This window comes from Vitreimonas sp. (assembly GCF_035627415.1).
Lineage (GTDB): Bacteria > Pseudomonadota > Alphaproteobacteria > Caulobacterales > Aquidulcibacteraceae > Vitreimonas.
In genome coordinates, this window is the sequence record NZ_DASPLU010000007.1 from 20,628 (window position 1) to 46,357 (window position 25,730).

At 64.1% G+C, this 25,730-nt stretch carries 25 protein-coding genes and 2 tRNA genes; 10 read left to right on the top strand and 17 right to left on the bottom strand.

The window, feature by feature from the left end; genetic code table 11:
- Positions 1-44 precede the first annotated feature (44 nt).
- Together VEA80_RS04705 and VEA80_RS04710 are read left to right on the top strand one after the other, a co-directional pair.
- Positions 45-1,091, top strand: a complete 1,047-nt coding sequence (locus VEA80_RS04705; protein ID WP_325059543.1) for a GTP-binding protein — start codon at positions 45-47, stop codon at positions 1,089-1,091.
- Positions 1,088-2,083, top strand: a complete 996-nt coding sequence (locus VEA80_RS04710) for a hypothetical protein (protein ID WP_325059544.1) — start codon at positions 1,088-1,090, stop codon at positions 2,081-2,083. The genes VEA80_RS04705 and VEA80_RS04710 overlap by 4 nt, the downstream gene beginning before the upstream one ends.
- Here the strand turns inward: VEA80_RS04710 and VEA80_RS04715 are convergent, their stop codons facing one another.
- The 5 genes from VEA80_RS04715 to VEA80_RS04735 form a co-directional block, all read right to left on the bottom strand.
- A complete protein-coding gene (locus VEA80_RS04715; RefSeq protein WP_325059545.1) occupies positions 2,084-3,295 on the bottom strand; it encodes a cyclopropane-fatty-acyl-phospholipid synthase family protein in 1,212 nt (403 codons plus the stop codon). It abuts the gene before it with no gap.
- Between the two features lie 72 nt (positions 3,296-3,367).
- A complete protein-coding gene (locus VEA80_RS04720) occupies positions 3,368-4,330 on the bottom strand; it encodes an NAD-dependent epimerase/dehydratase family protein (RefSeq protein ID WP_325059546.1) in 963 nt (320 codons plus the stop codon).
- Complete coding sequence (locus VEA80_RS04725) at positions 4,330-7,056, bottom strand: valine--tRNA ligase (protein WP_325059547.1); 2,727 nt, start codon at positions 7,054-7,056, stop codon at positions 4,330-4,332. Before VEA80_RS04725 ends, VEA80_RS04720 begins: the two co-directional genes overlap by 1 nt.
- Positions 7,057-7,157: 101 nt before the next feature.
- Positions 7,158-7,655 (bottom strand): DUF2497 domain-containing protein, encoded by a 498-nt coding sequence (locus VEA80_RS04730; protein WP_325059548.1) that lies wholly within the window; start codon positions 7,653-7,655, stop codon positions 7,158-7,160.
- Positions 7,656-7,843: 188 nt separating this feature from the next.
- Positions 7,844-8,494 carry a protein-L-isoaspartate O-methyltransferase gene (locus tag VEA80_RS04735; protein ID WP_325059549.1) on the bottom strand — a complete coding sequence of 217 codons (651 nt, stop codon included), beginning with the start codon at positions 8,492-8,494 and terminating at the stop codon, positions 7,844-7,846.
- A 151-nt stretch (positions 8,495-8,645) separates the two neighbouring features.
- Between VEA80_RS04735 and VEA80_RS04740 the strand changes: the two genes are divergently transcribed.
- From VEA80_RS04740 to VEA80_RS04750, 3 genes are all read left to right on the top strand, one after another.
- Positions 8,646-8,719, top strand: a tRNA-Cys gene (locus VEA80_RS04740).
- A 106-nt stretch (positions 8,720-8,825) separates the two neighbouring features.
- Positions 8,826-10,115: a BON domain-containing protein gene (locus VEA80_RS04745; RefSeq protein ID WP_325059550.1), complete on the top strand. Its 1,290-nt coding sequence runs from the start codon at positions 8,826-8,828 to the stop codon at positions 10,113-10,115.
- A 263-nt stretch (positions 10,116-10,378) separates the two neighbouring features.
- Positions 10,379-10,453: transfer RNA gene (locus tag VEA80_RS04750), tRNA-Asn, on the top strand.
- A 158-nt stretch (positions 10,454-10,611) separates the two neighbouring features.
- Here VEA80_RS04750 and VEA80_RS04755 read toward each other — a convergent pair.
- Both VEA80_RS04755 and VEA80_RS04760 read right to left on the bottom strand, forming a co-directional pair.
- Entirely contained in the window at positions 10,612-11,175 is a 564-nt protein-coding gene (locus tag VEA80_RS04755; RefSeq protein ID WP_325059551.1) for a hypothetical protein, read from the bottom strand.
- Positions 11,176-11,239: 64 nt separating this feature from the next.
- Entirely contained in the window at positions 11,240-11,845 is a 606-nt protein-coding gene (locus VEA80_RS04760) for a hypothetical protein (RefSeq protein WP_325059552.1), read from the bottom strand.
- Positions 11,846-12,320: 475 nt separating this feature from the next.
- Between VEA80_RS04760 and VEA80_RS04765 the strand changes: the two genes are divergently transcribed.
- A complete protein-coding gene (locus VEA80_RS04765) occupies positions 12,321-13,022 on the top strand; it encodes a hypothetical protein (protein ID WP_325059553.1) in 702 nt (233 codons plus the stop codon).
- A gap of 134 nt (positions 13,023-13,156) precedes the next feature.
- On the opposite strand, the gene VEA80_RS04770 is transcribed toward VEA80_RS04765, so the two are convergent.
- The 3 genes from VEA80_RS04770 to VEA80_RS04780 form a co-directional block, all read right to left on the bottom strand.
- Positions 13,157-13,786, bottom strand: a complete 630-nt coding sequence (locus VEA80_RS04770) for a thermonuclease family protein (protein WP_325059554.1) — start codon at positions 13,784-13,786, stop codon at positions 13,157-13,159.
- Between the two features lie 43 nt (positions 13,787-13,829).
- Positions 13,830-14,069, bottom strand: coding sequence for a hypothetical protein (locus VEA80_RS04775; RefSeq protein WP_325059555.1), 240 nt, complete (start codon positions 14,067-14,069; stop codon positions 13,830-13,832).
- A 380-nt stretch (positions 14,070-14,449) separates the two neighbouring features.
- Positions 14,450-15,688, bottom strand: coding sequence for an ATP-binding protein (locus tag VEA80_RS04780; RefSeq protein WP_325059556.1), 1,239 nt, complete (start codon positions 15,686-15,688; stop codon positions 14,450-14,452).
- Positions 15,689-15,849: 161 nt separating this feature from the next.
- Between VEA80_RS04780 and VEA80_RS04785 the strand changes: the two genes are divergently transcribed.
- Positions 15,850-16,749, top strand: a complete 900-nt coding sequence (locus tag VEA80_RS04785; protein ID WP_325059557.1) for a hypothetical protein — start codon at positions 15,850-15,852, stop codon at positions 16,747-16,749.
- The gene (locus VEA80_RS04790; RefSeq protein WP_325059558.1) at positions 16,746-16,982 is read left to right on the top strand and encodes a hypothetical protein; all 237 of its coding nucleotides are present in this window, start codon (positions 16,746-16,748) and stop codon (positions 16,980-16,982) included. The genes VEA80_RS04785 and VEA80_RS04790 overlap by 4 nt, the downstream gene beginning before the upstream one ends.
- A gap of 352 nt (positions 16,983-17,334) precedes the next feature.
- Here the strand turns inward: VEA80_RS04790 and VEA80_RS04795 are convergent, their stop codons facing one another.
- The 5 genes from VEA80_RS04795 to VEA80_RS04815 form a co-directional block, all read right to left on the bottom strand.
- Positions 17,335-17,505 (bottom strand): hypothetical protein, encoded by a 171-nt coding sequence (locus VEA80_RS04795; RefSeq protein WP_325059559.1) that lies wholly within the window; start codon positions 17,503-17,505, stop codon positions 17,335-17,337.
- A 240-nt stretch (positions 17,506-17,745) separates the two neighbouring features.
- Positions 17,746-18,762: an IS110 family transposase gene (locus tag VEA80_RS04800; RefSeq protein ID WP_325059560.1), complete on the bottom strand. Its 1,017-nt coding sequence runs from the start codon at positions 18,760-18,762 to the stop codon at positions 17,746-17,748.
- A 632-nt stretch (positions 18,763-19,394) separates the two neighbouring features.
- Positions 19,395-20,015 (bottom strand): hypothetical protein, encoded by a 621-nt coding sequence (locus VEA80_RS04805; protein WP_325059561.1) that lies wholly within the window; start codon positions 20,013-20,015, stop codon positions 19,395-19,397.
- Positions 20,016-20,107: 92 nt separating this feature from the next.
- Positions 20,108-20,503, bottom strand: a complete 396-nt coding sequence (locus VEA80_RS04810) for a hypothetical protein (protein WP_325059562.1) — start codon at positions 20,501-20,503, stop codon at positions 20,108-20,110.
- Positions 20,500-20,772 carry a hypothetical protein gene (locus VEA80_RS04815; RefSeq protein ID WP_325059563.1) on the bottom strand — a complete coding sequence of 91 codons (273 nt, stop codon included), beginning with the start codon at positions 20,770-20,772 and terminating at the stop codon, positions 20,500-20,502. Before VEA80_RS04815 ends, VEA80_RS04810 begins: the two co-directional genes overlap by 4 nt.
- An 86-nt stretch (positions 20,773-20,858) precedes the next feature.
- Here VEA80_RS04815 and VEA80_RS20400 point away from each other — a divergent pair, with 86 nt between their 5' ends.
- On the top strand, positions 20,859-21,086 hold the full coding sequence (locus VEA80_RS20400) for a helix-turn-helix transcriptional regulator (RefSeq protein WP_349257209.1): 228 nt from the start codon (positions 20,859-20,861) through the stop codon (positions 21,084-21,086).
- A gap of 80 nt (positions 21,087-21,166) precedes the next feature.
- On the top strand, positions 21,167-21,565 hold the full coding sequence (locus tag VEA80_RS20535; RefSeq protein ID WP_414731493.1) for a Rap1a/Tai family immunity protein: 399 nt from the start codon (positions 21,167-21,169) through the stop codon (positions 21,563-21,565).
- A 437-nt stretch (positions 21,566-22,002) separates the two neighbouring features.
- On the opposite strand, the gene VEA80_RS04820 is transcribed toward VEA80_RS20535, so the two are convergent.
- Both VEA80_RS04820 and VEA80_RS04825 read right to left on the bottom strand, forming a co-directional pair.
- Positions 22,003-24,075 carry a hypothetical protein gene (locus VEA80_RS04820; protein ID WP_325059564.1) on the bottom strand — a complete coding sequence of 691 codons (2,073 nt, stop codon included), beginning with the start codon at positions 24,073-24,075 and terminating at the stop codon, positions 22,003-22,005.
- The gene (locus VEA80_RS04825) at positions 24,072-25,730 is read right to left on the bottom strand and encodes a hypothetical protein (RefSeq protein WP_325059565.1); all 1,659 of its coding nucleotides are present in this window, start codon (positions 25,728-25,730) and stop codon (positions 24,072-24,074) included. Before VEA80_RS04825 ends, VEA80_RS04820 begins: the two co-directional genes overlap by 4 nt.

The following is a 25,730-nucleotide window of genomic DNA, read 5'->3' on the forward strand; positions in this document are numbered from 1 at the left end:
CCTAGCCGCTAGCGCCGTGGCCCGGAATAGCTATCTAGGAGCCCATGACCGAACCCGTACCCGTAACCGTGCTCACAGGCTTCCTGGGCGCGGGCAAGACCACGCTGCTCAACCGCATCCTCACCGAACAACACGGCAAGAAGTACGCTGTCATCGTCAACGAATTTGGCGAGATCGGGATCGACAACGATCTGATTGTCGACGCTGACGAAGAAGTGTTCGAAATGAACAATGGCTGCGTCTGCTGCACCGTGCGCGGCGACCTCATCCGCATCATCGAAGGACTGATGAAGCGGCAGAGCCAATCCGGCAAAGGTCGCTTCGACGCAATCCTGGTGGAGACCACCGGCCTCGCCAAACCCGCTCCGGTGGCGCAAACATTCTTCGTGGACGCCGACGTGCGCGCGAAGACCAAGCTCGACGCCATCGTCACGGTGGTCGACGCCAAGCATGTGCTTCAACAGCTGGAGACATCGGAGGAAGCGGCTGAACAGATCGCCTTCGCTGACGTGATCCTGCTGAACAAGACCGATCTCGTCTCGAAGGATGAACTCGCAGCGATAGAGCGCAAGATTCGCGAAGTGAACGCCACCGCGCGCCTCCACCGCATGACTCGCGGCGACATCCCGCTCGACGCCATCATGGGGCTGCACGCCTTCGATCTCGATCGCGTCACCGAGATCGATGCGCACTTCCTGCCTGATCACGACTGCGACGACGCGTGCGCCCACCATCACGACCACGATTATCACAGCCACGATCACCATGATCACGCCCACGATCACGTCGGCGCCGCCGGTATCTCCAGCGTGGCGCTCTCCACGGAGAAGCTGATCGATCCGCAGAAGCTCCTGCCATGGCTCAACGATCTCACCCAAGCGCGCGGGCCGGATATTCTGCGCCTCAAGGGCATCTTCGCCTTCCCGGACGAGCCGAAACGTTTCGTCGTGCAAGGCGTCCACATGATCGTGGAAGGGGACACCCAGCGCGACTGGCGTGAAGAGGAGAAGCGCGTCTCGCGCCTCGTCTTCATCGGCCGCAATCTCGACCGCGCCGAGCTGGAATCCGCATTCGCGGCGTGCGCGGCGTGAACGCGCAAGTCTATGAGAACGGCCGCCGTCTGGCCCTCGGCGCCAGCGCCACATCGGTCCATTGGATCGGCGAAAACGGGCTGTTCACACTGGGCGACGGCCAAGTGCTCGTCGCTCAGCGCGAGGGCGAAACCCGCCGCATCGAAGCGCACGACGGCGCGATCCTCAGCGCAGCTTTGCACCCGGACGGCAAGCGCATCGTCACCGGCGGCGATGACGGCCGTCTGAAAGTCGTCGCGCCCGACGGTGACGTCTCCACGCTCGCCGAGCTGCGCAAGTGGATCGTTCACGTCGTCGCCAGTCCGGTTTCCGGCGTTATCGTCGCCGGCGTCGGCAAGGAGGCGGTCGTTTTAAAGGGCGACAAGGAAGCGCATCGCTTCACGCACGCTTCCAGCATTGGCGGCCTTGCGCTCGACGGCAAAGGCCGCCGGCTTGCGGCGACGCACTATGGCGGCGCCACTCTGCGCTACGTGCTGACCGCCGAGGACAAGGGCGTTGCGCTGAACTGGGCCGGCTCGCACCTGGCCTGCACGATCTCGCCCGACGGCGATTACGTCATAAGCGGCATGCAGGAAAACGCGCTGCATGGCTGGCGGCTGCCGGAAAAAACCGATCTTCGCATGGACGGTTATCCGGCCAAGACCAAAAGCTTCTCCTGGGACAAGCGAGGCCGCTGGCTCGCCACCTCCGGCGCCAACGCCGCCATCGTCTGGCCGTTCGCCGGCAAGCTCGGCCCGCAGGGCAAAGCGCCGCTGCAGCCGGGTGAACGCCAAGCGCTCGTCACCGCGGTCGCGTTTCATCCCACCGATGAAGTGCTAGCGATCGGTTATTCCGACGGCGCCGCAATCGTCGTGCGGTTCGCCGACAGCCTGGGCATCGAACTGGACGAGCCGAGCGAAGGCGCGGTCACCGCGCTGGCGTGGAGCGCCGACGGCAAACGCATCGCCATCGGCGACGACGCCGGCCGCGGCGCGATCGTCGACGTCAGCTGATCATTCCGCCGCCACGCGGTGAGAGGCGACGCCGGCGTGATCGGTGGCCGTGATGTAGTCGCGCGTCAGTGGCACGACGGCGCGATCCTTGGCCATCTGCAGCTGAAACACGACGAGCTGTCCCTCGCGGAATCCAGCCTCTGCGCCGGCCAGATAGAATTCCCACATACGGCAGAAGCGCTCGTCATAGAGCCGCTTCGCTTCCTCGCGATGCGCCGCGAAACGCTTGCTCCACTCGCGCAACGTGTCGGCATAGTGCAGGCGCAACACTTCGACGTCGGTAAGAATGAGCCCGGCCTGCTCGATCGCCGCGGCCATCTGCGACAACGACGGAAGCACGCCGCCCGGGAAAATGTATTTCTCGATCCAGGCATTGCCGCGCCGCGGCCCGTCGGTTCGGCCGATGGTGTGCAGGACGGCGACGCCGTCAGCGGCCAGCCGCGCCGCGATCATCTCGAAGAACTTGCGATAATCGCGGGGCCCGACATGCTCGAACATGCCAACCGAGACGATGCGGTCGAAAACGCCGCCGACTTCGCGGTAGTCGCGCAGTTCGTACCGGGCGCGCCGCTCCAGCCCGACCCGCTCGGCGCGGGCGCGCGCCTCAGCGAGTTGCTCGGTCGATAGCGTCACGCCCAGCACCTGCGCGCCGTGCTCGCGCGCCAAGGTCAGCGCCAAGCCGCCCCAGCCTGAGCCGATATCGAGCACGCGATGACCCGGGCGCAGGAGCAGCTTGGCGGCAAGGTGCCGCTTCTTCGCCGCCTGCGCTTCTTCAAGGCTCATGTCGGGGCGGGCGAAGTAGGCGCACGAATACTGCAGGTCTTCATCCAGGAAGAGGCGAAACAGCTCGCGAGAGAGATCGTAGTGATGAGCCACGTTGCGCCGCGCTCGCGGTTTCGGATTGCCGTGCTTTGCGCTGCGCACTATCCAGCGCCGCTTCTGCGCAGCTATGTGCTGCAAGTTGCGCGTGGCGACGGCGAGAAAATCATAGAGCGTGCCCCGTTCGATGGTGAGTCGCCCGTCCATGTACGCCTCGCCCGCTTCCAGTCCGGGATTGCGGGCGAGCCGCCAGAGCGTCGCGCGATCGTGGATGCGGACGATGAGGGGAGAGTCCGCCTCGCTGACGCCGCCGACCGCGTGCGTCCGGTCGTCCGGCCCACGCACGACTAGAGCGCCATCGAGGATGAATGAGCGCAGCAAAGTATCGAGCATTGCAGGAGCCTCCACAGGCCCCGCCCGCTACCTCCATTTAGGCGCCCGGTTCCCGCTCGGCCAGAGCCGAGATCAGGCTTGGCGCAGCGCCTGCATCCCGTCTTCCACCGAGATCACCGGCGCATAGCCCAGCTCCCGCCGCGCCTTGTCGTCCTTCAGCACGCTGTCGCGGCTCATGATCATCGCGCCGAAGCGCGTCAGCGGCGGCTCGCCCTTCAGCGCCAGCGTGCGCCAGGCGGCTTCACACACTGCGCCGAGCGCATCGGCCGCCCAGCCCGGCACGGATTTTTCCGGCAGGGTGATCCCGCGCGCCGCGGCAATGCCGGCGATCATCTCGCGCATGGGCCGAACGCCATCGTCGAGGACGAAGTACGCCTCGCCGCCGCGGCCGTTCGTCAGCGCAAGCTCGATCGCGCGGACGAGATTGGCGATGTGCGTCGTCGAGGTCATCGCCCGGCCGCTGTCGACCCACGCGAATTTGCCCGCCCGCGCCATCGCCTCGATCGTCGGCGCCAGCGTCGTGTCGCCCGGCCCCCAGATGAAACGCGGGCGAAGGATGATTGTCTCGAGGCCCGGCGCGTTCGCCTCCCGCACCAGCATTTCCGCCTGCGCCTTCGTCGCCGCGTATGGATAGGGCGAGCGCGGCGCGAGCGGATAGGTCTCGTCCGCGCCGCGCAAATGCTTCCCGCGCCAGAGCACGCTTTCGGTGCTGATATGGATGAAGCGCTTTGCCCCCGCTTCGCGCGCGGCTTTGAGCATCCGCGCCGTACCGTCGACATTGAAGCGCTTCCAGGCGTCCGGCGGACCCCACTGCTCGACGAAAGCGGCGCAATGCAAAACCGCCTCCGCGTTGCCGATGTGCTCGGCCGTCACGTTCTCCAGATCGCAGCGCACCGGCGTCGCGCCACGCGCTGCGATCATCGGATCGCTCGCCGGCGCGCGCGACATCGCCCGCACCTCATGGCCAGCTAGACCGAACGCCTCCGTCGCCGCACCGCCGACGAAGCCTGACCCGCCGGTGACGAAAATGCGCATCAGGCGCCCCTGATCTGCTCGAGCGCGTGCTTGAGCTTCGCTGCGGAGGCGCTGGCATCCTCGCGCCGCTCACGCAACTCTTCGACCACTTCTTCCGGCGCCTTGGCGATGAAATCGCGGTTGTTGAGCTTCGCGTCCATCTTGGCGATTTCGCCGTCGAGTTTGCCGATCTCTTTCGCAAGCCGCGCGGCCTCGGCGGGCAGATCGACCACGCCCTGCAGCGGCAGCGCTACTGTAGCGCCGGCGAGCACGAACGTCACCGACCCCGCCGGCGCGTCGGCGGCGCTGGTGGAGTATTCGAGGCGCGCCATGCGGTCGATCAGATCCTGATAGCGTTCGAGCCGTGCTTCGGTCGCCGCATCGGCGCCGATCAGCAGCAGCGGAATCTTCGCCCCGGCCGGCACGTTGAGCTCCGAGCGGGTCGAGCGGGTTTCGGCGATGAGATCGATCATCCACTGGATCTCCGCTTCGGCCTCGGCGTCGATCAGATCGTCGCTCAAATCGGGCCACGCTTCGACGATCAGCATGCCGTCGCGCCTGTGGCCATACTCGCCCATGCGGGTCCAGATTTCCTCGGTGATGAAAGGCATGAACGGGTGCAGCAGAATGAGGATCTGATCCAGCACCCATGCGGCGGTGCGGCGAGTCTCCTGCTTGGCGGCTTCGTCGTCGCCGTTGAGCAGCGGCTTGATGAATTCGAGATACCAGTCGCAATAAACGTTCCAGACGAACCGATAGGCCGCGCCCGCCGCTTCGTTGAAGCGCCGCGCTTCCAGCTCGCGCGTCACCGCGGCCGCCGCTTTGGCAGCTTCGCCCACGATCCATTTGTTGACCGTCTGCTCCGGCGAGCGCGGATCGTACTCGTCCCACACCGCGCATTCGTTCATCTGCGCGAAACGGGCGGCGTTCCAGAGCTTAGTGCCGAAATTGCGATAACCTTCGATGCGCTGTTCGCTGAGCTTGATGTCGCGGCCCTGCGCCGCCATCGCCGCCAGCGTGAAGCGCAGCGCATCGGCGCCGTATTTGTCGATTAGGCCCAGCGGATCCATCGTGTTGCCCTTGGACTTCGACATCTTCTGACCTTTGGCGTCGCGAACCAAGGCGTGGATGTAAACCTCGTGAAAGGGCACTTCCTTCATGAAGTGCGTGCCCATCATCATCATCCGCGCGACCCAGAAGAAAATGATGTCGTGCGCGGTGACGAGCGTGGAGGTTGGATAGAATTTCTTCAGCTCCGGCGTCTTCTCCGGCCAGCCGAGCGTCGAGAACGGCCACAGCGCCGAGCTGAACCAGGTGTCGAGCACGTCCTCGTCCTGGTGCAGCGCCGTCTCCTTGCCGTAGTGCTTGCGCGCCGCGACCTTCGCGAGATCGACGTTCTCTTCGACGAACACATGCCCATCCGGCCCGTACCAAGCCGGAATGCGGTGGCCCCACCAGAGCTGGCGCGAGACGCACCACGGCTCGATGTTGCGCATCCATTGGAAGTAGGTCTTGGTCCAGGATTCCGGAACGAACTTGGTCTTGCCGGTCTCGACCGCTGCGACCGCCTTCTTCGCCAGTTCGCCGGCATTGACGTACCATTGGTCGGTCAGCATCGGTTCGATGACGACGTTCGATCGATCGCCGAACGGCTGCATGATCTTCTTGTCTTCGACGCGCTCGAGTAGGCCCTGCGCTTCGATGTCGGCCACCACCTGCTTTCGCGCTTCGAAGCGATCGAGCCCGCGATACTTCGCCGGCACGTGCTCGACATCGGCCATACGGCCCTTCGAATCCATCAGAACGTAGAGCGGAATGTCGTGGGCGCGAGCGACCTTATAATCATTGAAATCGTGCGCGCCGGTGATCTTCACCGCGCCTGAGCCGAAATCCGGATCCGGATACTCGTCGGTGATGATCGGAATGTAGCGATTGGCGAGCGGCAACAGCACCTTCTTGCCGACGATCGGCGCGTAACGCTTGTCGCTCGGATGCACGGCGACGGCGCCGTCGCCCAGCATCGTCTCCGGACGTGTGGTCGCAATCGAGATGTAGTCGCGCGTTTCCCAGTCGGCCGGATTGCCGTCGGCGTCGTACGCGATCGGGAATTGATAGGTCTCGCCGTTTTCGAGCGGATACTTGAAGTGCCAGAAGTGTCCGGCGATTTCGCGGTTCTCCACCTCGAGGTCCGAGATCGCCGTCTCGAAATGCGGGTCCCAGTTCACCAGTCGCTTGTCTTTGTAGATCAGCCCTTCCTTGTAGAGCTGAACGAACACTTTCAGCACGGCAGCCGAGTGGCCTTCGTCCATGGTGAAGCGCTCTCGCGACCAATCGCACGAGGCGCCGAGGCGGCGAAGCTGATTGAAGATCATCCCGCCGGACTCTTCCTTCCAAGCCCAGACGCGCTTGACGAATTCTTCGCGCCCCAGCGAGCGGCGGTCTTCGTTGTCGCCGCCCTGCGCGAGTTGGCGCTCGACCACCATCTGCGTGGCGATGCCGGCGTGATCCATGCCCGGCTGCCACAGCACGCTTTTGCCGCGCAGCCGTTCGAACCGGACCAGCACATCCTGCAGCGTGTTGTTGAGCGCATGCCCGATGTGGAGCGAACCGGTGACGTTGGGCGGCGGGATGACAATGCAGAAGGGGTCCGCCTTGGGGTCCGCCTTCGGCTTGAACACGCCGGACTCCTCCCACGCCTTCGACCAGCGGGGCTCAACTTCCTTCGGATTGAACGTCGTCTCGATCATGCTGACGCCTATAGCAGGCCGTTTCGCACGTGCGAACCGTCGCCCAAACGAAAACGCCCCGGCCGCAGCCGGGGCGTTGGTGTTTATCGGCGATCCAGCGCTTACCGCGCCAGGCGCGAAATCCGTTCCAACTCGGCCTCGACCCGCGCATCGACGATCGCCGGCAAGTTCTTGTCGAGCCATTCCTTCAGCATCGGCTTCAATAGTTCGCGCACGACACCTTCGATCGTCTGGTTCGGCGTGTCGGCGATGCGCAGCGTGCCGGAAAGGCGCGCGAGCGCACTCGCGGCCGCGCTAGCCGACGGCGGCGAGACGATGCCGTCGCCCAGGGCGCCGGACTCGATCTGCGGCGCAGGAGTGGCCGGCTGCGGCGCAGGCGACGCCTGTTGGGTGACGACCTGCTCGACCGCTTCGAACACGATGTCGTCCTCGGCGGCGGTCTGCTGCGGCTGCGGCGCTGGCGCCGCGGCGACCGGTTCATCCGTTTGCGTCAGATCGAGCACGGGCTCCGGTGCCTGCTCTTCCTCGGAGATGATCCGGCGGATCGACGCCAGAATCTCTTCCATGGAAGGTTCGGCTTGCGGGTCTTGCAGCGCCATCTTGAGCCTCACGAATTCCGATGCGAGTCGCTTCGACTCGAAGGTTATTGATCACGGCGATTCCCGTCCACTTCCGCTGTGCATCGCACACGACGTGACTCGCCCTCTTCCGCTCATGCTCGGCGGCATCGGATAAAGGAACGTTAATAAAGACGAATGGCGCATCGTTCCGTATGCGCAATGCCGCTTCAGAACGAGAATCCGCGCGGCTTCGCCAGGCCGGGCGCCAGCGGCGGGAACGCGTCGAACGCAATCCGGAACGCGATCGTGTCTTCCGATCGCGTATAGATGCGGGCCGCGCCCACCGGACCTTGGCGAAGGATGACGCCGAGACGTCCGCCCGGCGCGAGCTGCTTCAGCCAAGCGTCCGGCACAAACTCCGCCGAGCCGTTCAGCAGGATGACATCGTAAGGGGCCTCGTCTTTCCAACCGTCGACGACGGCCGTTGACACGGTTTTCACATTGACGACGCCGGCGGACTCGAGCGCCGCGTGCGCGGCGAACGAGAGGTCGCCGTCCGGCTCCTGCGAAATCACTTCCCTGCAGCAGGCCGCGAGCACCGCCGCGCCGTAGCCAGTTGCGCCCGCAATCTCCAAGCCGCGCTCGCCCGGTTGCGGCCCGATCGCTTGGATCAGCTTGGCCAGATCGCGCGGCCGCATAAGGAAGCGGCCGTCGCCGACTTCGATCTCAAGATCGGCGTAGGCGATCGCCCGCTTTTGCGCCGGCGCGAAACGCTCGCGCGGCAGGTGGCGCATGGCGCGCAGGATGCGGGTGTCGGTCACGTCCGCGGTGCGGACTTGGCTCTCCACCATGATTTCGCGCGATTGAGCCAGATCCATGCCTCGGCGCTCCCAACTTTCCGCGCTCCGGTTAAGCCGCCCCGCCGCCCGCTGCAAGCGGGCCGCTTTGACGCGGCGCGGCAAGCGCTTGACCGTGAGCTGCGCTCACGCTTAGGACAACGGCCCCGGCGCACCCATATGCGGCGGCTAAGGCCTCGTGGCGGAGTGGTGACGCAGCGGACTGCAAATCCGTGCACCCCGGTTCGATTCCGGGCGAGGCCTCCACACTTCCGAAATTTCACTCCCTGCTACCGTAGCCGCCCTGGAACGGCGTCTTAACCCTCGCGTTCCGCTCAGAGAGGCGGGAGGTCTTTTCGCGAGGAGATGAACGATGGCGGAACGATATTCCGGGCAAGAATCCTATGGTCGCAACGGCGGACGGCAGGGGCGCGGCCGCTGGCGCGACATCGATATGGGCGAACGCGGGCGCGGCGGCATGGCCCGCGGGCGTGAAGACTACGATGAAGACGACTATCGCTTCTCGCGTGACGAAGACGAGCGTCGCGGCTTCGGCGGGTATGGCGGCGGCTACGGCCAAGGCATGAGCGGCCAAACCTATGGCGGCGGCTATCGCGATCGCGACGAATGGGAGCGTGACTTCGGCCGCGGCGGACGCGATCAGATGCGCTACGGCCAAGGCGGCCAAGGCTTCGAGCAAGGCGGCGCGTCCTACGGTCAGGGCAGCTACGGCCGCGAGCAGTTCGGCGGCGGCTACGGCGGCACGACCGGCGGGCAATATGGTCAGGGCGGCTATGGCCAGAGCGGTTACGGTCAAGGCGGTTACGGCCAAACCGGCGGCTACGGCTCGACCAGCCAGTACGATCAGAATCGCGGTCAGTACGGCAGCCAGTACGGCGGCCAAGGCGGCCAGTACGGACAGTCCGGCAGCCAATACGGCTTGAGTGGCCAGTATGGCCAATCGGGCGGCCAGTTCGGCCAGTCCGGCAGCGGCCAATCATACGGTTCGTCCGATGAGTGGGGCCAGCGCTACGGCCAAGGCGGCGGTCAAGGCTGGGGCGCGCAGGGCGGCCAGAACTACGGTCGCAGCAGCCAGTCGCCGACAGGCACGGGCGGCCAGTGGGGCTCGGGCCAATACGGCCAAGGCGGCTACGGCCAATCGAGCTTCAGCGGCGGCCAGTACGGCCAAGGCTACGGCCAGACCGGCCAAGGCTATGGCCAAGGCGGCTTGAGCTCGTCGGGTCAGTCCGGCATGACCGGCTCGTACAGCCAGGGCGGCATGTCCGGTCAGTATGGCCAAGGCGGCTACGGCCAGTCGGCGTTCGGCCAAGGCAGCCTGCAGGGCCGCTTCCGCGGCCGCGGCCCGAAAAACTACACCCGCTCCGATGACCGCATCCGCGACGACATCAACGATCGGCTGACGGATGACAACGAACTCGACGCGAGCGAGATCGAAGTGAAGGTCGCAAATGGCGAAGTGACCCTCACCGGCGCCGTCGACTCACGCGACGAAAAGCGCCGCGCCGAAGATCTGGTCGAATCCTGCTCCGGTGTGAAGCACGTGCAGAACAATCTGCGTGTGCAGTCGAGCGAAGAGACCACCCGCACCGGCGGCGGCAAGCAAGGCAAAGGCGGCCAAAGCGGCGCGGAGAAAATGCAATAGCGCTAGATTTCAAGGGTTTGGCAACTTCGGTGAAGCCAATCTTGCGCGTTAACCCGGCATTTACCGGTTAGTGCGATCTTCACCTTGTCTTCCCTTGGAGACACCCCACCATACCCAACGCCTTCGAGGGCCCCGCAAGGGGCCCTCGTTTTCGTTGGGGCGCCGCACACATCGCCCCACACTTGAACAACATCCAGGGCTTTTCCCCTGGCGCCGAACTTGATAGGAAGCCCGCCGCTGGCGCTTCGGTGTCCGCGAATTGTTCCTCGGTAGCTCAGTGGTAGAGCAACCGGCTGTTAACCGGTTGGTCGTAGGTTCGAATCCTACCCGAGGAGCCATTCTCTTTCGCGCTAAGTGCGTGTGATCGCTTGCCTTTTCTTGGCGCAACACCTACCGAAATTCGCCACTCCTACCGTTGCACATACCAACGGCGTGTCACCCTGCCCGAGACTGGTATACCCGGGGTCACACCTCGGCTCTATGTGCGAGCACCGTGTCAGCTCGCCGAGCCGGCGCACAGCTGCAGTGCTTCCACACTCAATGCGGGCGCCGCTGCGCCGAGCGCGAATAGCGCCACTGAAAGTGTGTAGAAGCCATATGCCGCAAGCGCGTATGGGCGTGCGCCGGCGAGCTTCGACTGAAGCTCGCCGGCCTTCCGCATCGCGTCGTCGATGCCGGTCTGAAGTACATTGCCTTCGGGCTGGGGACCCATGCGAGCCTCCAGCGACACAAGATTGATCTCGTTCATCTCAGCAAGGCTCAAAAGGTTCGCAGTCTGGCCTAAGAGCCCGCTGATGTGCATGCTCGTGAGGAACGCGACAACAGCCCCCACAAATCCTGCTGCGAGTCCACCCCCGAAGTAACGCAGTGCCTGCATTAGATCTCCTGCATCGCACTGCGTCCCCGCAAGAATCGCGTTGAACGCCGCCAGCAGCGCCAATCCGTTGCCGACAACAACCCAGCCGCCTAACTGCGTGCCGGTTGCCGCGAGCTGCGGGATTGTCGCCAAATACAGGTCGCGCGTGAACCGGACGAGGCCTGAGCTTGCCACACTGGACATGACATCAGGCTAGGCCGAGTCGGTTGAAATTCCCCCGGCCATCACGCGCCATATCTCGTTCTGTTTAGAGCCCCGCCCGCAGCAGAACGTTGAGCTGAGCCGCCGGCCCTCGCGCCGCCGCCTTCTCCATCTGCGGGGCGATAGCCAGGTCCGCCCGCGCCACCGCTGCAGCGTGCGCATCCGCCAGCCGATCGAACGTCGCGCGCTTCATGTATGGCGGGCGCCTCGTAATCGGCCCGCGCCAGTGAGCGCAGCCGAGCCGGCGCGCCAACGTCTCAGCCTTGATGATCGCCCGCTCTATCTTGCCGCCTCTCCGCGGCGCCGTAGTGATCGAACCACAGCGCGCACAGCGAACGCCCTGCTCTAGAAAAGCCAGCTTGCGCGTGCGCCGGCCGCAGCATGGCGCGCGAAAGCAAACACGCTCGCCGCCATAGCGGCAGGGATCGCGCTCGAGCTTGATCGCCTCGCGCAGCACGCGCTCGCCGTCGCAGGTGTAGAACACCCGCAGCGCATCGCTCGCCTTGTCGTGCTCCAGATCAGCCTTGCGCGGGTTGAGCCCTTCGAACGCCACCGGGCCGCGGTAGCCGTCGAACGCCCCCCATCGTGCGATATGGTCCGCATCGAGAAAGGCCACGTCCGCCCAGGTGTGCGAGTAAATGCGGTTTCTCATGACAAAAGAGTCGCTTATTTCCACCCCTCTAGCAATCAGCCCACGCGGCTAGCGCGTCGATTTGGGCGCTGAGGGCGCTTTGCGCAGAAAGTAGCGCCCCGACAAAACTGCAATAAGTGCAGAAAGTCCGCCGATGCGCGCTGAGGGCGCGAACGTGCCTCGCGCAGAAACTGCAGAAACTGCAGAAAGTACCGAAAGGGTATGGAGCGTGCTGATCGCTCGCCGCTGCACGGTGGCGCTACTTCGTGCGGCCAAGATGCAGCCGTGTTGCGTGCAGACCGCGGCGCGCAATGTCGATAGAGACGCAAAGCGCCCCGCGGCTTGGCCAGCGGGGCTGAGGGGCGCGCTGAGGAAACGCGCCCATATTGCGCGGTCTGCGTAAACAAACGATTGCGCCGCTCGTCACGCAAGGGAGACCAACTGGTGACACTGCCGTAAGTGGCGCCAGGAGCGAGACGGGCGTTCAGTCCAGCGCATGCGCGCCGCCCTGCCTCGTAACGTTCAGCACGAATTGTCTTGCCGGTGTCGCTATCCCCTGCGGATTGAGACGCCAGAGGGCCTTACCCGGTTTCGTCGATCGCGCTGGGAGCGAATGAGCGGGGGCCGGGACGGCGGTGTTGTTCGCCACCGTGAAATGGCCGGCTGGCTCTTCGACGGCGCCGAGCGGATCGCCATGCTTCAGCTCGAAGAGTTCGACCCAGATCCCGACACCTACTGGCAGGAGCTTTGGTATGAGGCTGACGGACTAAGCGGCCAGGCGGCTGATGCAGTCGAAGCGATGCGCGAGGCGTTCGGCGGCTCGTTCGCGAGCGCGGCCGACTGGGGCTCAATTGTATTGCTCAGCGGTGTTTGGATTGCGCCGGCATGTCGGACGCGGCTCGATCAAGGCGCCCTTCTCGATACGCTGCTGCAGAAGTTGACGCCGGCGTACGGGTTGGCAGTGCTTGTCGCTCACCCCGCGGGTTTTGAGCACGTAGGCGATTTGCTCAACCCGAGAGACACAACCGTTGAAGGTCTGGGCGCGTTCGAATGGCGCCAACGCGCGCAGATGCGATTTTATCAGCGCACGTTGGGCTTCACGCCTTTCGTTGTTCGCGAGGCCAGGCCGGAGGTGATGTGGCGCGCTAGGCCGGATGTGCAGCACTACGTTGAACAGCACCTCGATCAAGAACGATAGGCCGGCCCTAACTCAAGGCGTTAGGCCGAAGAAACACGTAGGCGATGGGCGCGCCGCAGTGCGCTTCCAGTGCTGCAGGGAGGTCGGCTTCTAGTTGCTGACGGGAGTCGCAGATCAGTATGAAGTCCAGGAGGTCAGGGTGAACCGGCAGACCATCTCCCGCTCGAGCGCCCGTCTTCCATCAGTATGACGATGCGGACCGGCGGTTGACTCATCGCCGCCTCCCTCAGCGCGAGTAACTGCGAGCGCCACAAATCATCCGCGCACGTCATGCCCCAGATGCCGCGAACATCGCGGCGGGCTGCGGCCTCCTCATCTGCATAGGCGCCGCCGCTGTAACGCGGCCAATCACGCGCCCAGCCCTGCGCCACCATGTGCTCCCCCAGATCAACACCGCTGACGCTGCAGCGGCCGACGCCGCGGCCGTAGCGGTCCGTGTCACTGATCGTGCAGCTGACGGTGCGCTGCGCGAGGAAATCCGAGAGCGCCAGGGCGGAGCGCTGATAGACGTTCACTTCACCGCAGCGCGCGCCACGCTCCGGGCTGTCAAATCCCGAGAGCCTAATGCGCTGGCCGTGAATCTCGATCGTGTCGCCGTCAATGACCGAGGCGACCCCCGCGACGGTCGTGCTTTGGGCCGCCGCGTTCGAATAGGCGAGCCAGGCCGCGCCGACGCACATAAGCACCGTGACAATGATGGCGATCGCCGTCAGCCATTTTGGCAAGCCGCCGCCGTACTCAGGCGCGTTATCCCAGCCGCCCATTCAGCCCTCCTTCGCACGCGCGGGAGCTTCGCATGGGCCGCCCTTAGGGGGAAGTTTGTACCGACCGCTTCGCTTCCGCGATCGCCTCCTCGAGCGTCTCGGGAGACTTCCATTCCTCGCGCTCAGACTGCGAGTAATGCTCCGGGGGCCCAAGCTTGCTCCAGTAGAGTCGAGCGCGCTCGCCCGGCTTGAGCCGGCGCCAGGTCTCGCCGCCGTCGTCGGAGCCGAGATGCCAGAGAAACGGCTGGATCGGTTCAGCGGCCGTGCTGCGGTGCTCGTTCATGGGGATAGAACCTAGCACGCGTCGTCGCCGTTCCTACATCGGCCGGCGCATGGGGTCGCTTCAGAACGGAGCGCCCGCGGTGGTAAGTCTGAAACAGGCCTACGAACAAGGCAGCCTGCGCATTGCCTTCTACTGTGTGCGCCCGGGCGTCTGCGATCACGTCGGCAAGGTGAGCATCGAGGAAGCGCTTAGGCGCTGGGGCGGCCAGATGCGCCTTGATCAAATCCGGGCGCGGTGCAGCCGCTGCGGCTCAGCGGACTTCGTGAGCGTCCGGGGCGAACCGCCTGGGCGGATGGGCAAGCGGGGACGGCACTAGACACGATGAGAGACGCTAGCGCCTCAGATCACCGAACGAACCTCGCAAAGCGCAAGACGCAGCCTTATCCATCACTCAATTCCGTAACTTGCTCAGGCGTAACTAGACCGTCGGTTACTCCCTTCATGATGATAAACGGACGCATTAGCGGGCTCTTGAAGCGATAGCGCAACTTCCGGGCGGCGCCGACCCGTTGAAGCATTTCGCCGCGGCCCGATTGGCTAAGCTCCTTCAAGTGCCGTGCGAAGTTCGGAATGTCGTAGCTGCGCCCCGTTATTTCATTGAGGGGCTGCCGCAAAGCAGCAGCCGAGAAGTAACCAAGGTCATCGACCTGAGCGAAAGCGCAGGCCAATAGTACCTCTCGGTAGATGTTGCCGGGCTGCTGGCTCTTTGTTGCCTCGTAATACGCTGTGATGATCGACTGCTGCCATTGATGGAGCGCGGCCTGGATGCCCTCCCGTACGTCGTTCCCATCGATTTCGTCTGACCGCCGTGCGAGAGCGGCTCTCGCCGTGTGCAAACAAAGCAAGTGTGTGATGTACGGAAGCCCTTGTGAAAAGCGAACCAGCTGGGTTTCTGCATCGCTTATGATGCTCATTTCCAGACGCGCGAGCCCATTCCGAATGATGAGGCGTATTTCTTCTTCAGTCATGCGTGGCATCGGAATTTGCACGAGAGCGCGTTCAATCGATCGATGCTCCACCACAAGAGCATCGACAGAGTCAGCCACCCCAACGAGCATGATGGTCGCCGAGACACCGAAGTCAGAAAGAGCCTTGATGGCGTCCGACATCAGCGTTCGAGCTGTTCCATTCTGCACGCGGTCGAATTCGTCGAATACGAAGATAACGAGCGCGCCCGCAGAGAGTTGCGCGAGAACACGCCGCACATCATCGGGTCCGATTTTCTCGCCCATTGCGTCAGCGAGAGACTTCGCCTCTGTAACGGCGTGAGAATTGAAGCCAGGGCTCGCCTTGGAGTTGGTGACAAACACATCCTTGAACGCCTTCAACCACATGGAATGGAAGGTATCGGACGCGTCACAATTCACTCGCGGCAACAACACGTTGGGCGTTTGGTCGCGAAGGAAAGACGCCAACACGTTCGCCAACGAGGTTTTTCCTACCCCTCGCTCGCCATACAGTACGACGTGGTAACCCTTCTGGGAAACCGCATCGATGATTTTGGAGAGCTGATCCAAGCGGCCGGCGAATAGGTCGCGCTCATTAATGGGGGAGCCGGGCGTAAAAACGCTGCCCACCCGAAAAGCCTTCTCTTTGAACTCGTCCACCGACGTAGCCATTTCGCTGCTCCCATGCGGCGGAAAGGTGCTAGTGAATCGTCAAACCCGTCAAATAACACGAGGAACGCTGCTCGCGCGCCAAAGAACGGGCGGGTTGACCGCTCTTGCTCCGACTCTTCACAACAGGTAGGCAAAAAGTTCCCGGTCTGGTTGAGGGCTCCATGACCATCGCCTGCTGCTACGTGTCGCCTGAAGGCGTGGTGTTTGGCGCGGACAGCACATCGTCTTATGGGCTCGCTGGCGGCCCTCACTACTTCAACCACGCTCAGAAAATCTTTGAGATCGGCCAAGATAGCAGGCTGGCGATCATGACCTGGGGGCACGGCAGCCTGGGCGCTGTGAGCTACAGAACCATCATTGCTGGGCTAGCCGATGATCTAGCGACCAACCCGCCATCCAGCGTCGCAGATGCGATGACCAGGTGGATCAAGATATTTGGCGCGCACTGGGCAAAATATGCAGCTATGCCGGCCATGAAGCCTGCATTTGACGCGTGTATTGCCTACTCAAAGCGGCCGCCGTGCACGGGCGGGGTCCCGGTGAAGGGTCAACTAACGCCGCAAGAAGACGCGCATTTTCAGCATCTTATGCGCGTCCTTACGGCGGGTTTTTGCATCGGGGGTTACGTGCTTCCGGACCGCACGCCAGCGGCATGCTTCGTGCATTTCGATCCTCTCAACATGAGCCCAACCGCATCCCCGATAGCGATGCTAGAATACGAATTCTGGGGCGCGCCTAACATGATCCGGCGTCTGCTTTACGGGGCGGACGACGAGACCCGGAACGTGATCTTACACTCCGGCCATTGGACTGGATCAGACGCCGATCTTGATGCCGTGCTGGCGCAGCAGCGGCTGGCGCACCCGATTATCCCTCTTCGGGACGTCGTGGATTTCGTCCATTCCTGTATTTTTAGCACCATCAAGGGGCTGAAATTTTCACATATGCCGCAAATTTGCGGGGGTCCCATCGAGCTGGCGGTTGTCAGCTCGGATAGGAACTTCCGTTGGGTAAGGCACAAGAACTGGGACGCGGCAGTTGTCGATGGAGTTCAGCCATGACAGAAGCACCCAAAAATAAGAGAAAGCACGAACCGGTGGGGTCGCCTGTGGCTGCAGACGTCAAAACGGAATCTTTCTGGATTCCCGTGTGGGTCGAAGACATGCATCGCTACTATTGCGACCATGGCTACTATCGCGCGACGGACCTTAACCGCGTGCTTGGGCGGCCAACCGAATCGTTCCGCGGACGGGCAACTGAAGACCTCTGCGAGCAGCTCTTATTGAAGAAGTGACGAGCCCCCGCGTAGCGCCGCTCACATAACCCAATCCATTTGCTGGGGCATATCGGCGGCTCCGCCGGCGGCTAAATGATCCGCGCCAGATCAGGACGGGACCGCCACATCCATCCGTCGCCACTCGCATTCGGTGAAGGAAACGGTTTGAAGCCAAGATGGCGGCTGCACATGCGCATCAAAGCGGCGCGCTGGAGGGCCTGCTTCCGGTCCAGGCCCAACTCCTCCATGCGCTTCGGATCACGGGGATTCAGCGGCGTTGCCTGCACGACTAGTATGCTGTGCTTAGGAAACAGTCTAGCGACCAACAGATCCACATACTGGCTGGCGTGCGGCAGATGCTCCCAGAGCCCTACGAGACGCAGCTCAACGAACGGCCATCGCGCGACACCACACACAAGGTCTCGCGCCGATAAATCGCCCCATCGCGCTCCTCGCCATCGATCGATGTGAACGGCTCGCGGCGCACCTCCACGTCGAGACCGGCGACGTGCAGCCGGCGCACTGACGGCTTGTGCAACATTCGGCGTAAGTCCTGTAAATCAGGAAGGACGCTGCGCCGGGGGCGACCGGATTTGGCCAGGCCGCCATCAATTACGGTCAGGTTCGGCATGGCGAGAGACTGCATCCCCGCGGGTCCGAGTCCAGCGCGAGCCCGCAACGCGATGACCTCACTAAGGTTTTCCGCGCGACGAGAAAGTGGGAGCCAAACTCCCGAATCGAGAAGGCTCGGAGCGCCAGACGCGTCCCTGTGCAAGTGGTCCTAGCGCGCGGGATCGAAGTCTGTCTCTGTAACCCACATCCGATGCAGGATGACCGCCATCCGGCGGGCGCACGCGACGGCCGCAAACCTGAAGCCGTGCCGTTCTCGAAGGGCAAGACCCCAGTTACGAAGGCGGCTCTCCTTCTTCGATTTCGCAAGCATGGCCGCAGCCGCGAGATATAGAGCTTGGCGAACTCTGCTGTCGCCTCGTTTGGAGATGCGGCCACCAATGTCGATCGCGCCAGACTGGTGGCGCCGCGTGGTCAGGCCGAAATGAGCGCCCACAGTGCGCGACGATTGGAAGCGTGCCGGGTCGTCGATTGCGGCTTTGAATGTCAGAGCCGTCAGCACGCCGACACCGGGCATCGTCATTAGCCTCCGGCAAACGGGATCGGACCTCGCCATCTTCGCGAGCATGGCATCAATGGCCTTCACCTCGGCGGCCAGCATGTGCTCGCTCCTTAATAGCGCATTTGCGGCATCCGATGCGGTCGCACTCCTTGCGCGCCGGCTCCATTGGATTCTCTGCACCCGCTTGCCCTTCAGGTCGGTCGTGAAGCCAAACAGCTTAGCAGCCGACAAGATCGTCAACCGAATGTCCAAGGACCGACGCACCAATGTTGCCCGCGCATTCAAGAGGAAGCGAACAGCGAGAGCCTCGTCACTTTTTACATGCGCCTCTCTATACATGCCGCGGCAGAGCAGCAGCGCCAGTCCTTTGGCATCTGCACGGTCTGTCTTGTTGCGCTGGGCTCTTAAAGCGCTGTGCGCGTGGAACGCATCCAGGCAGATCATCGGGTAACGCTGACGCCAGAGTTGCTTGTAGAGCCGAGACGCCGTGGCGCCGGTCTCTATCCCGACGCCCTGAAGCATTTTTTTGTAAGGCCTGAGGCAACTGGCGACGGTCTTGGCATCGCTCCGTAATCTCCCTTCGAAGAGCACCGTTGCTGCGGCGTCCGTCACGCACACGGCTGTCTCTGTGTCTCCCACGTCTAGGCCGGCATAGTAGCTGGTCATGGGTCCCTCCAACTCTAGACGTGACCCGGAGACCTCATGGGGCGTAGGCGCACTCGAAGTGCATCAGAAAAACCGAAGCAGCGCAAAATCGCATCCATCTTTCGACACGCCGTCGAAGCGGCACCAGGACGCTCGGTCTGCGCGCGCTGTGTCCCCGGGTCACGCTGCCTTGCGGCGGAACCGAGCTTAGCACGGCTTCCGATGCGCGCGATGCGCCAACCTACGCAACCGGTGAACGCCCTGGGGGCCGTAGTGAGGATTTCTGTGGCCGTCACGGTCGATGCGATCGGTCAGTAAGGCGGCGACGGCAGCAATGGTCTAAACTCGCCGCAAGCGGGCGTACGTCATCACACGCAGGAGAGTCCCTTCAGGCGGAACGTCATGTCTGCTAAGCACAAGGCGCGCACCGAAGGGAGGCGCACAGTGTCAGACACTATCGGTGTAGCGCTAGTTGGCATTGCTCTTATCGCTGGCGGCATCTGGGCGTGGGTCAACCAATCAAGGAACCCCGAGGCAGGGGATTCCAATAGCATAGGCTGCCTCTTGATAGTGCTCGGAGTTCTGGCCTTGACATTGCTAGACGCCTGATACGCGCGTTGCGCTAGGTGAACTCTCGCCGTTACTTTGTCGAACTACGCATGCAGAACAGGCCACAAAACCCGCTCAACATGCGCGACGAAATCGGCCCAGTCCTCCTCCCCGCTGACCGGCAGGAAATCGGCGCGGCGCAAATGCATCTGCACCAGCAAGACGGCCGGCGAGCGCGTGGGGTGACTTAGAACGCGGTCGAGCGCGAGACAGGCGGACCGCCCGGCGGTCATGCTCGCGGCGTTAAGCGCTTCAACGTCATGCCGCGCCCGCGCCGCCTCGAACCCCGCGCGCCAGTCAGCATAGGTCGCGCGGAGTCGGGCTTGTGCATCTGTGAAGGAAATGCCTAGCCGGTCCTTGTGCCAGTGCGTGAGATTCCAGAGCATGCCGGCGCCGGGCGAGCCCATAACCTTTGTGCACGCGCGCCGCGTGTAAATGGTCGTTTCGCCCGTCTCAGGATCGCGGCGGCGTTCACGCCAAGTCAGCTCACTGGGAAACGATGGCGTCTCTGCATCAACCGCATCCTCCGCGGCCGCGTGCGCGTCAGCGGCCGCGTCAGAACGTCGGCGTGCCTCAAGGGCTGCAGCACAGAGGGCGGCAAATTCCGTGTCGGCGCTCAACGTCGCCCCGTAGCGCAGCAATTCGTCAGTATCGAGCGCGGCCAAGTCGGGCGCGCCTGTGATCGGCGCTGCGATCGCGGCGCCAGCCACCGGCGCGGCGATAATCGCGCTGAGGAGCGCGCGGCGTTGTGTGTTCGTCATTGCGAGGGCTCCAGGGAAAGGCCGCACAGGCGGCGCAGATCGGCGACAAAAAGCGGCCATGTGGCGTCGTCAAAATCGTTCCAGCCGCCCTCGTCTGAGATCATGTCCAGCTTGAGCGCGAGCGCCGGCCGATCGGGCGCGGACGCGGCCAATGCGGCCCGCACGAGCCCCCTGCGTTGCGCCGCCGTTTCGCGCTGGCGTTCGTCGGCGGCCTTCACGTTGGGCGCGCCCGGCGTGTCAGCGGCCCGCTCTGCGGCCTCGAAGGCATCAAGCGCGCCCTGATCGTCAGCATGGGCGCGGCGATGCGCGCGGCCCAGCACCCGCCATGCGTGCGGCGTCGATAGATCGAGCGGGGGCGCGAACGTGTCGCGCGTCGGCTCTTGCTGCGTCATGGCTTGGCTTTCTCCTTTGTGAGGGGGTGAGCGGCGCGCGTCCGGTTGAACGGCGCGGCGTTGTCGCGCGTGGCGGCGGCTGCGGCAGACAGGAGGCGCAAGCTGGCTTCTGACGTGAGCGCAAGCGTTCCGCGAACGTCGCCGCTACGCACGTTCAGCATGAGAACGCCGCCCTGCCATTCGCTGCCGAGAACGTCAGTCAGCAGCAGCGGCGCGGCGTCCAGCTTCATCGGCTTTGCCGATTTCCATTTGCGCGAGCGCTTCGCCATCAGAGGCTCCCGTTGGTACTGATAACCGCGTTATCAGTTCGGAAAGCGCTGGTCAAGGATTTGATAACAATGTTATCATGCGACCAATGGCGAAACTCACCCCGCAAGCATGCAAAGCAGCCCGCGCCCTCCTCGGCTGGGGCGTTCGAGATTTGGCGCGCGAAGCAGACGTAGGCGTCGCTACAGTCGCTCGCTACGAAGCTGGCGATCAAATGCGTCCGGATACGATCGAGAAGCTGAAGGCGGCGTTCGAAGCCGCTGGTGTTGAGATCACGAATGGCAGGGGAACGGGGGCCCGCCTTCTCCACGGGTAGCGCCTTAGCGCTTGGGTTATCCTCAGGCGCTCGCTAGATTGTCTTCGGGGAGGCTCAATCCGATGCAGACTCGCGCTGTCATGGTCTCGTGCGCCATTCTCTTTGCGATCGCCGAGCCGGTCGCTGCACAATCGCTACCGCGTCCATTCCCTATCAGCGGCTACGACCTTCAAGAAGCATGTGTAGCCGTGGAAGCGCCGCCGAGCGACGATCCGCTTACGATCGCGACGAACGCCATACTCGCGGCGCAGTGCTGGTCGCAGATCGATGGCTTCTTCAGTGGAGTGCGCCTACAAACTCTCAGAGCTCGGGAGGAAGGATTACGCGCGCCTTTCGGCGCCTCTTGCGTCCCAGATAACTTGGATATGCCTGCGCTTCGGGAAGTTCTGCTGCAGTACATTGAACGCACCCCTAGCGCACGAACCCAAAGGGCCGGCATTGCGCTGGCGCTGGCCTTCGAAACGACGTTTCCCTGCTAGCGCCAGTCTCTTAGTTGCGGATGATTATCTGCCAACCGCCCCAAAGAGCAGCCATGATAGCGAGCAACCAAAAGCTCGCTTGCTCCCGCCAGGTTGACTCTGACTCGCCGAGCTCATCGTAGGCCAATCCCATGCCAACAAGCGGCAGGAGACCTACAAATACCCAAGCACTGGGTATGGCTTGGTCAGCTTCGAATATCGCCATGAACCTCACAAGCACGTAGGCGTGGGCCGCCAACAACGCTGTCGCCTGCGCCAAATGGCTACTCATAATCGCCGTTACCCATGTGTCACGTTGCGAGCTTTCTCCGCGCGACGCTGGTGCTGTCTTATCTGCCAATCTCTAAAAGCCCATCCCAAACGCATGCTGATTAGATAGCCGCTGACTACGGCTATCGGCCTCAGCACGTCATAGGCGAAGTTGGGATCGTCGGGCATCAGTAGCTAAAGAACTCGTTGGGCGACAAGCCGATTGCATTGACCGCGCCGGACTGGATCGCCAGCGGCCCGGCCCGCGCGCGCAGCTCGCGCTGTTGCTGCGCTCGCTGCAGCGCACGGCTCAGGAGCCCGCGGCGCTGGGCGAACGCCTGAATGTTGGAGGGCGCGTTCGGCCCCGTCAATGGCGTGCGCATCAGGTTCAGAATCTCAGTCGCCAGCTGTTCGTCATAGCGCGCCTGCTGATCACGCCCCAAAGCACGCGTCACCTTGGCGAGCGGCGAGCCGTCCGCTCCGAACATCTGCTCGGCGCCCTGCAGCTTGTCCGCCGTTGGCGAGCCGCGGCCCAGGTTTGTGTCTGCGTAATTCAGGAACAGCCGGCGCTCATAATCGAGCGTCCGCAGCACCCGGCTAAACCGCGCTTCGCCGCCGAAGATGGCCCGCAGATTGTTGCGTTTGGCTTCGTTGCCGACGATCGCCCGCAGCACGTCGGCGCGGCCCGTTCCGGTGTCCGCGCGGGCCAGCTCGCGGCGCAGCCCGGATATGGCGGCGTGTCGCGCCGCCTCGCGCTCCGCCGGGCTCATGCGCACGAGCCGCCGCGCGTAGTCCGCCAAGTCGAACTCGCCGCCGTCGAGCCTCACGCTGTCTTCGCCCAAACGCCAGGCTTCGCGCAGCCGCTCGGCCCCAGCGTATTTGCTCATGGCGCGGCCGTACGGGCTCTGAGGTCCGCCCAGCATGCGAATAACGGCTTGGTTGACCATCTGGTCATCCTGCACCATCTCGCCCACCGCGGAGCCCCGCGGCGCCCCCAGCGGCGTCATGCGGGAGGCGCGATAGACCGCGTTCACTTCCGCACTGACGTTCTCCTGCAGCCGATGCCAGAAGCGCGGCGAGCGCATCATGGCTTCGTCGGTCATATTCGGATTCTGCCCCAGCCGGCGCATCGACTCGCGCGCCGCTTCCACCGCCGCGCCGAAGCGCGAGCCGGGACGGCTGTTGAAAGCGACGAACGCCCGCAGCTCGCGCGGGACCGCATGCACAGTCTGCCGCATGGCATCCACAAACAGCGGCGCGGCCTCTTGCTGCTGTATGCCGTCCAGTTCCTCCCAGGCTTGCGCCACAGTCCGGCGCTGACCGCCGCCGAGATCGCGGACCAGCATCGTATCGACGCGCTGGCGGGCGCCCGCGTTGCGCTGCTCCAGCGCTTCCTGCATGGCGCGCCGGCCGGCGCTGGGCCGCGCGCCCGCGACCATCGTCATGTTCGTGCCGGCGTCGCCCAGCGCGTCCATAACCATGGGATTGGAGCCGGGAGAGAACTTCTCCATGCGCGCCAGATCGCGCGCACGGCGCGCCAGCTCGTTCTCGACCGGAACGCCGCGAGCCGCCGCTTGCTCGGGAATGTCGGAACGATTGATCGCCCGCCCCAGCTCCTGCGCCGCGCGTTCGGCGGGATCGAGCATCGGCGCCACTGCGGAGCGGAAGGCGTGACTTGCGCCCATGCCGAGTCCATGGAGCGCCGCGCCCGATGCTGCCCCCAGCGCGGCGCCCGACACCCCGCCCATGAGTCGATTGCGCCAGCCCTCCAAGCTGTTCAGCCGATCGTCATTGTCGGAACCCGCTCCGTAGACAGCGCCAAAGCCCGCGCCAGTGAGGCCGCCAGACAAGATGCGTTGAACCGGTGTCAAGTTGCGCAACGTGCGCGCGCCGCGGGCCGCCATCCCGATTGCGCCGCCCATCGGCAGCGAACCGACAAGCGCGCCCGCAAGCGCAGAGCCGCCGTGATAGCGCCACGCATCCTCGAGCCTCTGGCGCGAGCGCTCCGCTTGGCTGCTATAGGCAGAGCCGAAATCGCCGCCGCTGAGCGATGCGCCAATGCCGGCGCCCAGGCCCATCAGCTCGTCGCCAAAGCCCAAGCTCAGACTATCGCCAGCTGACGAAAGGAAAGAACCGAACTCGCCGCCGGCGCCCTGCAACCCGTTGAGGCGACGCTCCTGCTCAATTTCGTAGCGAGAGGCGCGTCCGTTGGCGATGCGCTCCAGCTCGCTATCGCTAAAGGTGTCCCATCTGTTTGTCATGGAATGAGGCCCCGCTGACGCATGCGAACTTCAAGCGTGCGCACGCGGTTCTGATTGTTGGCGCGCTGTGCCTCCTGATATTGGCGCACGATTGTCGCCTCATATGCGTTCGGCTCACGCAGCAGTCGCGGCGCGCCGGCGGCACCGCCAAGGTGGCCATAGCCCGCGCTGGTTGTTGCGCCCCGCGCGCGCCGCTCCGCCAGCGCTGCGGCCGCCGATTGCGCCTCGCTGTCCTGCCGTGAACGCCGGTCGCCACGCACGTCGGTAAAGCTTCCGTTGCCCGTGTAGCGGCGGAATGCATCGCTCTGATAGAAATTGCGCCCGGTCGCTGGATCGGGCTCAAACAGCGTGCGCCGGCTTCCGTCTGGCTGCTGCATGTAATTGATCGCGCCCTGAACGTAACCCTCCAGGTCCGCCCGGTCCTGATAGGCGCGGTTCAGCCAGTCGCGCGCGAAACCGGCGCCGCTCGACGGGTTGGGCGCGCTGCGAACCGCGGACAGCAAATCGATGTTTGAGACCGGCGTCTGTCCGCGCAGTTCCTCGCGCGCCATCGACGTTGCGAGCGAATAGATCGTCTGTACGTCGCGGCGCGTCTGCGGATCGCGCACGCGCGCCAGCGCCTGCTCAACGTCCGCGTCGAACAAGTTGTTGAACGCCGCCGGGTTGCGGTCCAGAATCTCCTCCAGCGCCGCCATGTCGTTATCGATCATGCTCCAGCCGCGAAGCCGCTGCATGTCGGCGCCGAGCCGTTGCGCCTCCTCACGCCCCAGCACCGACGAAGCAGAGTTCAGGATTCTGTCCTGCTCCAGCCGTTGCCGATCCATGTTCAGCGAAGCCGCGCGGAAGGCACGATTGTCGCGCATCTCCTGCAGTTGCAGGTCAAACTGCCGCTGCTGTTGAATGTAGCCGCCCAGCTCGTCGGGATCGATCATGCGCAGCTCTGCGCGCTCCGCCTCCGGCCGGCTGTTGATGTAGTCCTCAGCCAACCGGCGTCGATCGCCTGTGCGCTGGCGCTCCTGCTGCGCCCAGGTCCATTGCTCACTGTCGCGCGCATCCGCTACTTTCTGCCGGCGCTGCTCATTTTCGAATGCTTGCCGCTCACGCTGATCGCGGCCTTGCTGCGCCAAGTCCTGCGCCACCAGATCCCACCGCGAGCCCTGAGCGTGACCCATCAGTGAGAGACCGGTCTGCAACAGCCTGTTGTTCGGCAGATCGTTGAGCCCGGCTTGTAGGTTGCCCCAGAAGCCGGATGCTGTTCCGGGCTGAAACTGGCGCGCGGTCGCATCGAACGGCGCGGCCTGCTTGCCGCCGGCCGTCATCGCGGCGGCGCCTTGCGGCAGAGCGGGAGGCGTCGGCAGCGCCGCCGGCGTCTGCCATTCCGGCCCCAGCTGCGGAGCTGCGCGTGCACCCGTAAGCGCCGCCAGCGGCGTTGAAGGCATGGCGCCGCCGTTCGGCCCGGCCGATCGCAGCCCCGCGCGCATGCCGTCGAGATCGCGTGGCCCGCTCGAGTGCGAGTTCTGCTCGCGCCAACGCTGGAGCAGCGTGCCGTCCTGCTGTAGCGGCATGAGCGGCTGTTGCGGCTGTTGGCCAAAGGCGAGCGACTGCCAGGCGCTAGGCGCGTATTGCGTCGAGTAGAGCGTTTGAAGCAATCCCAT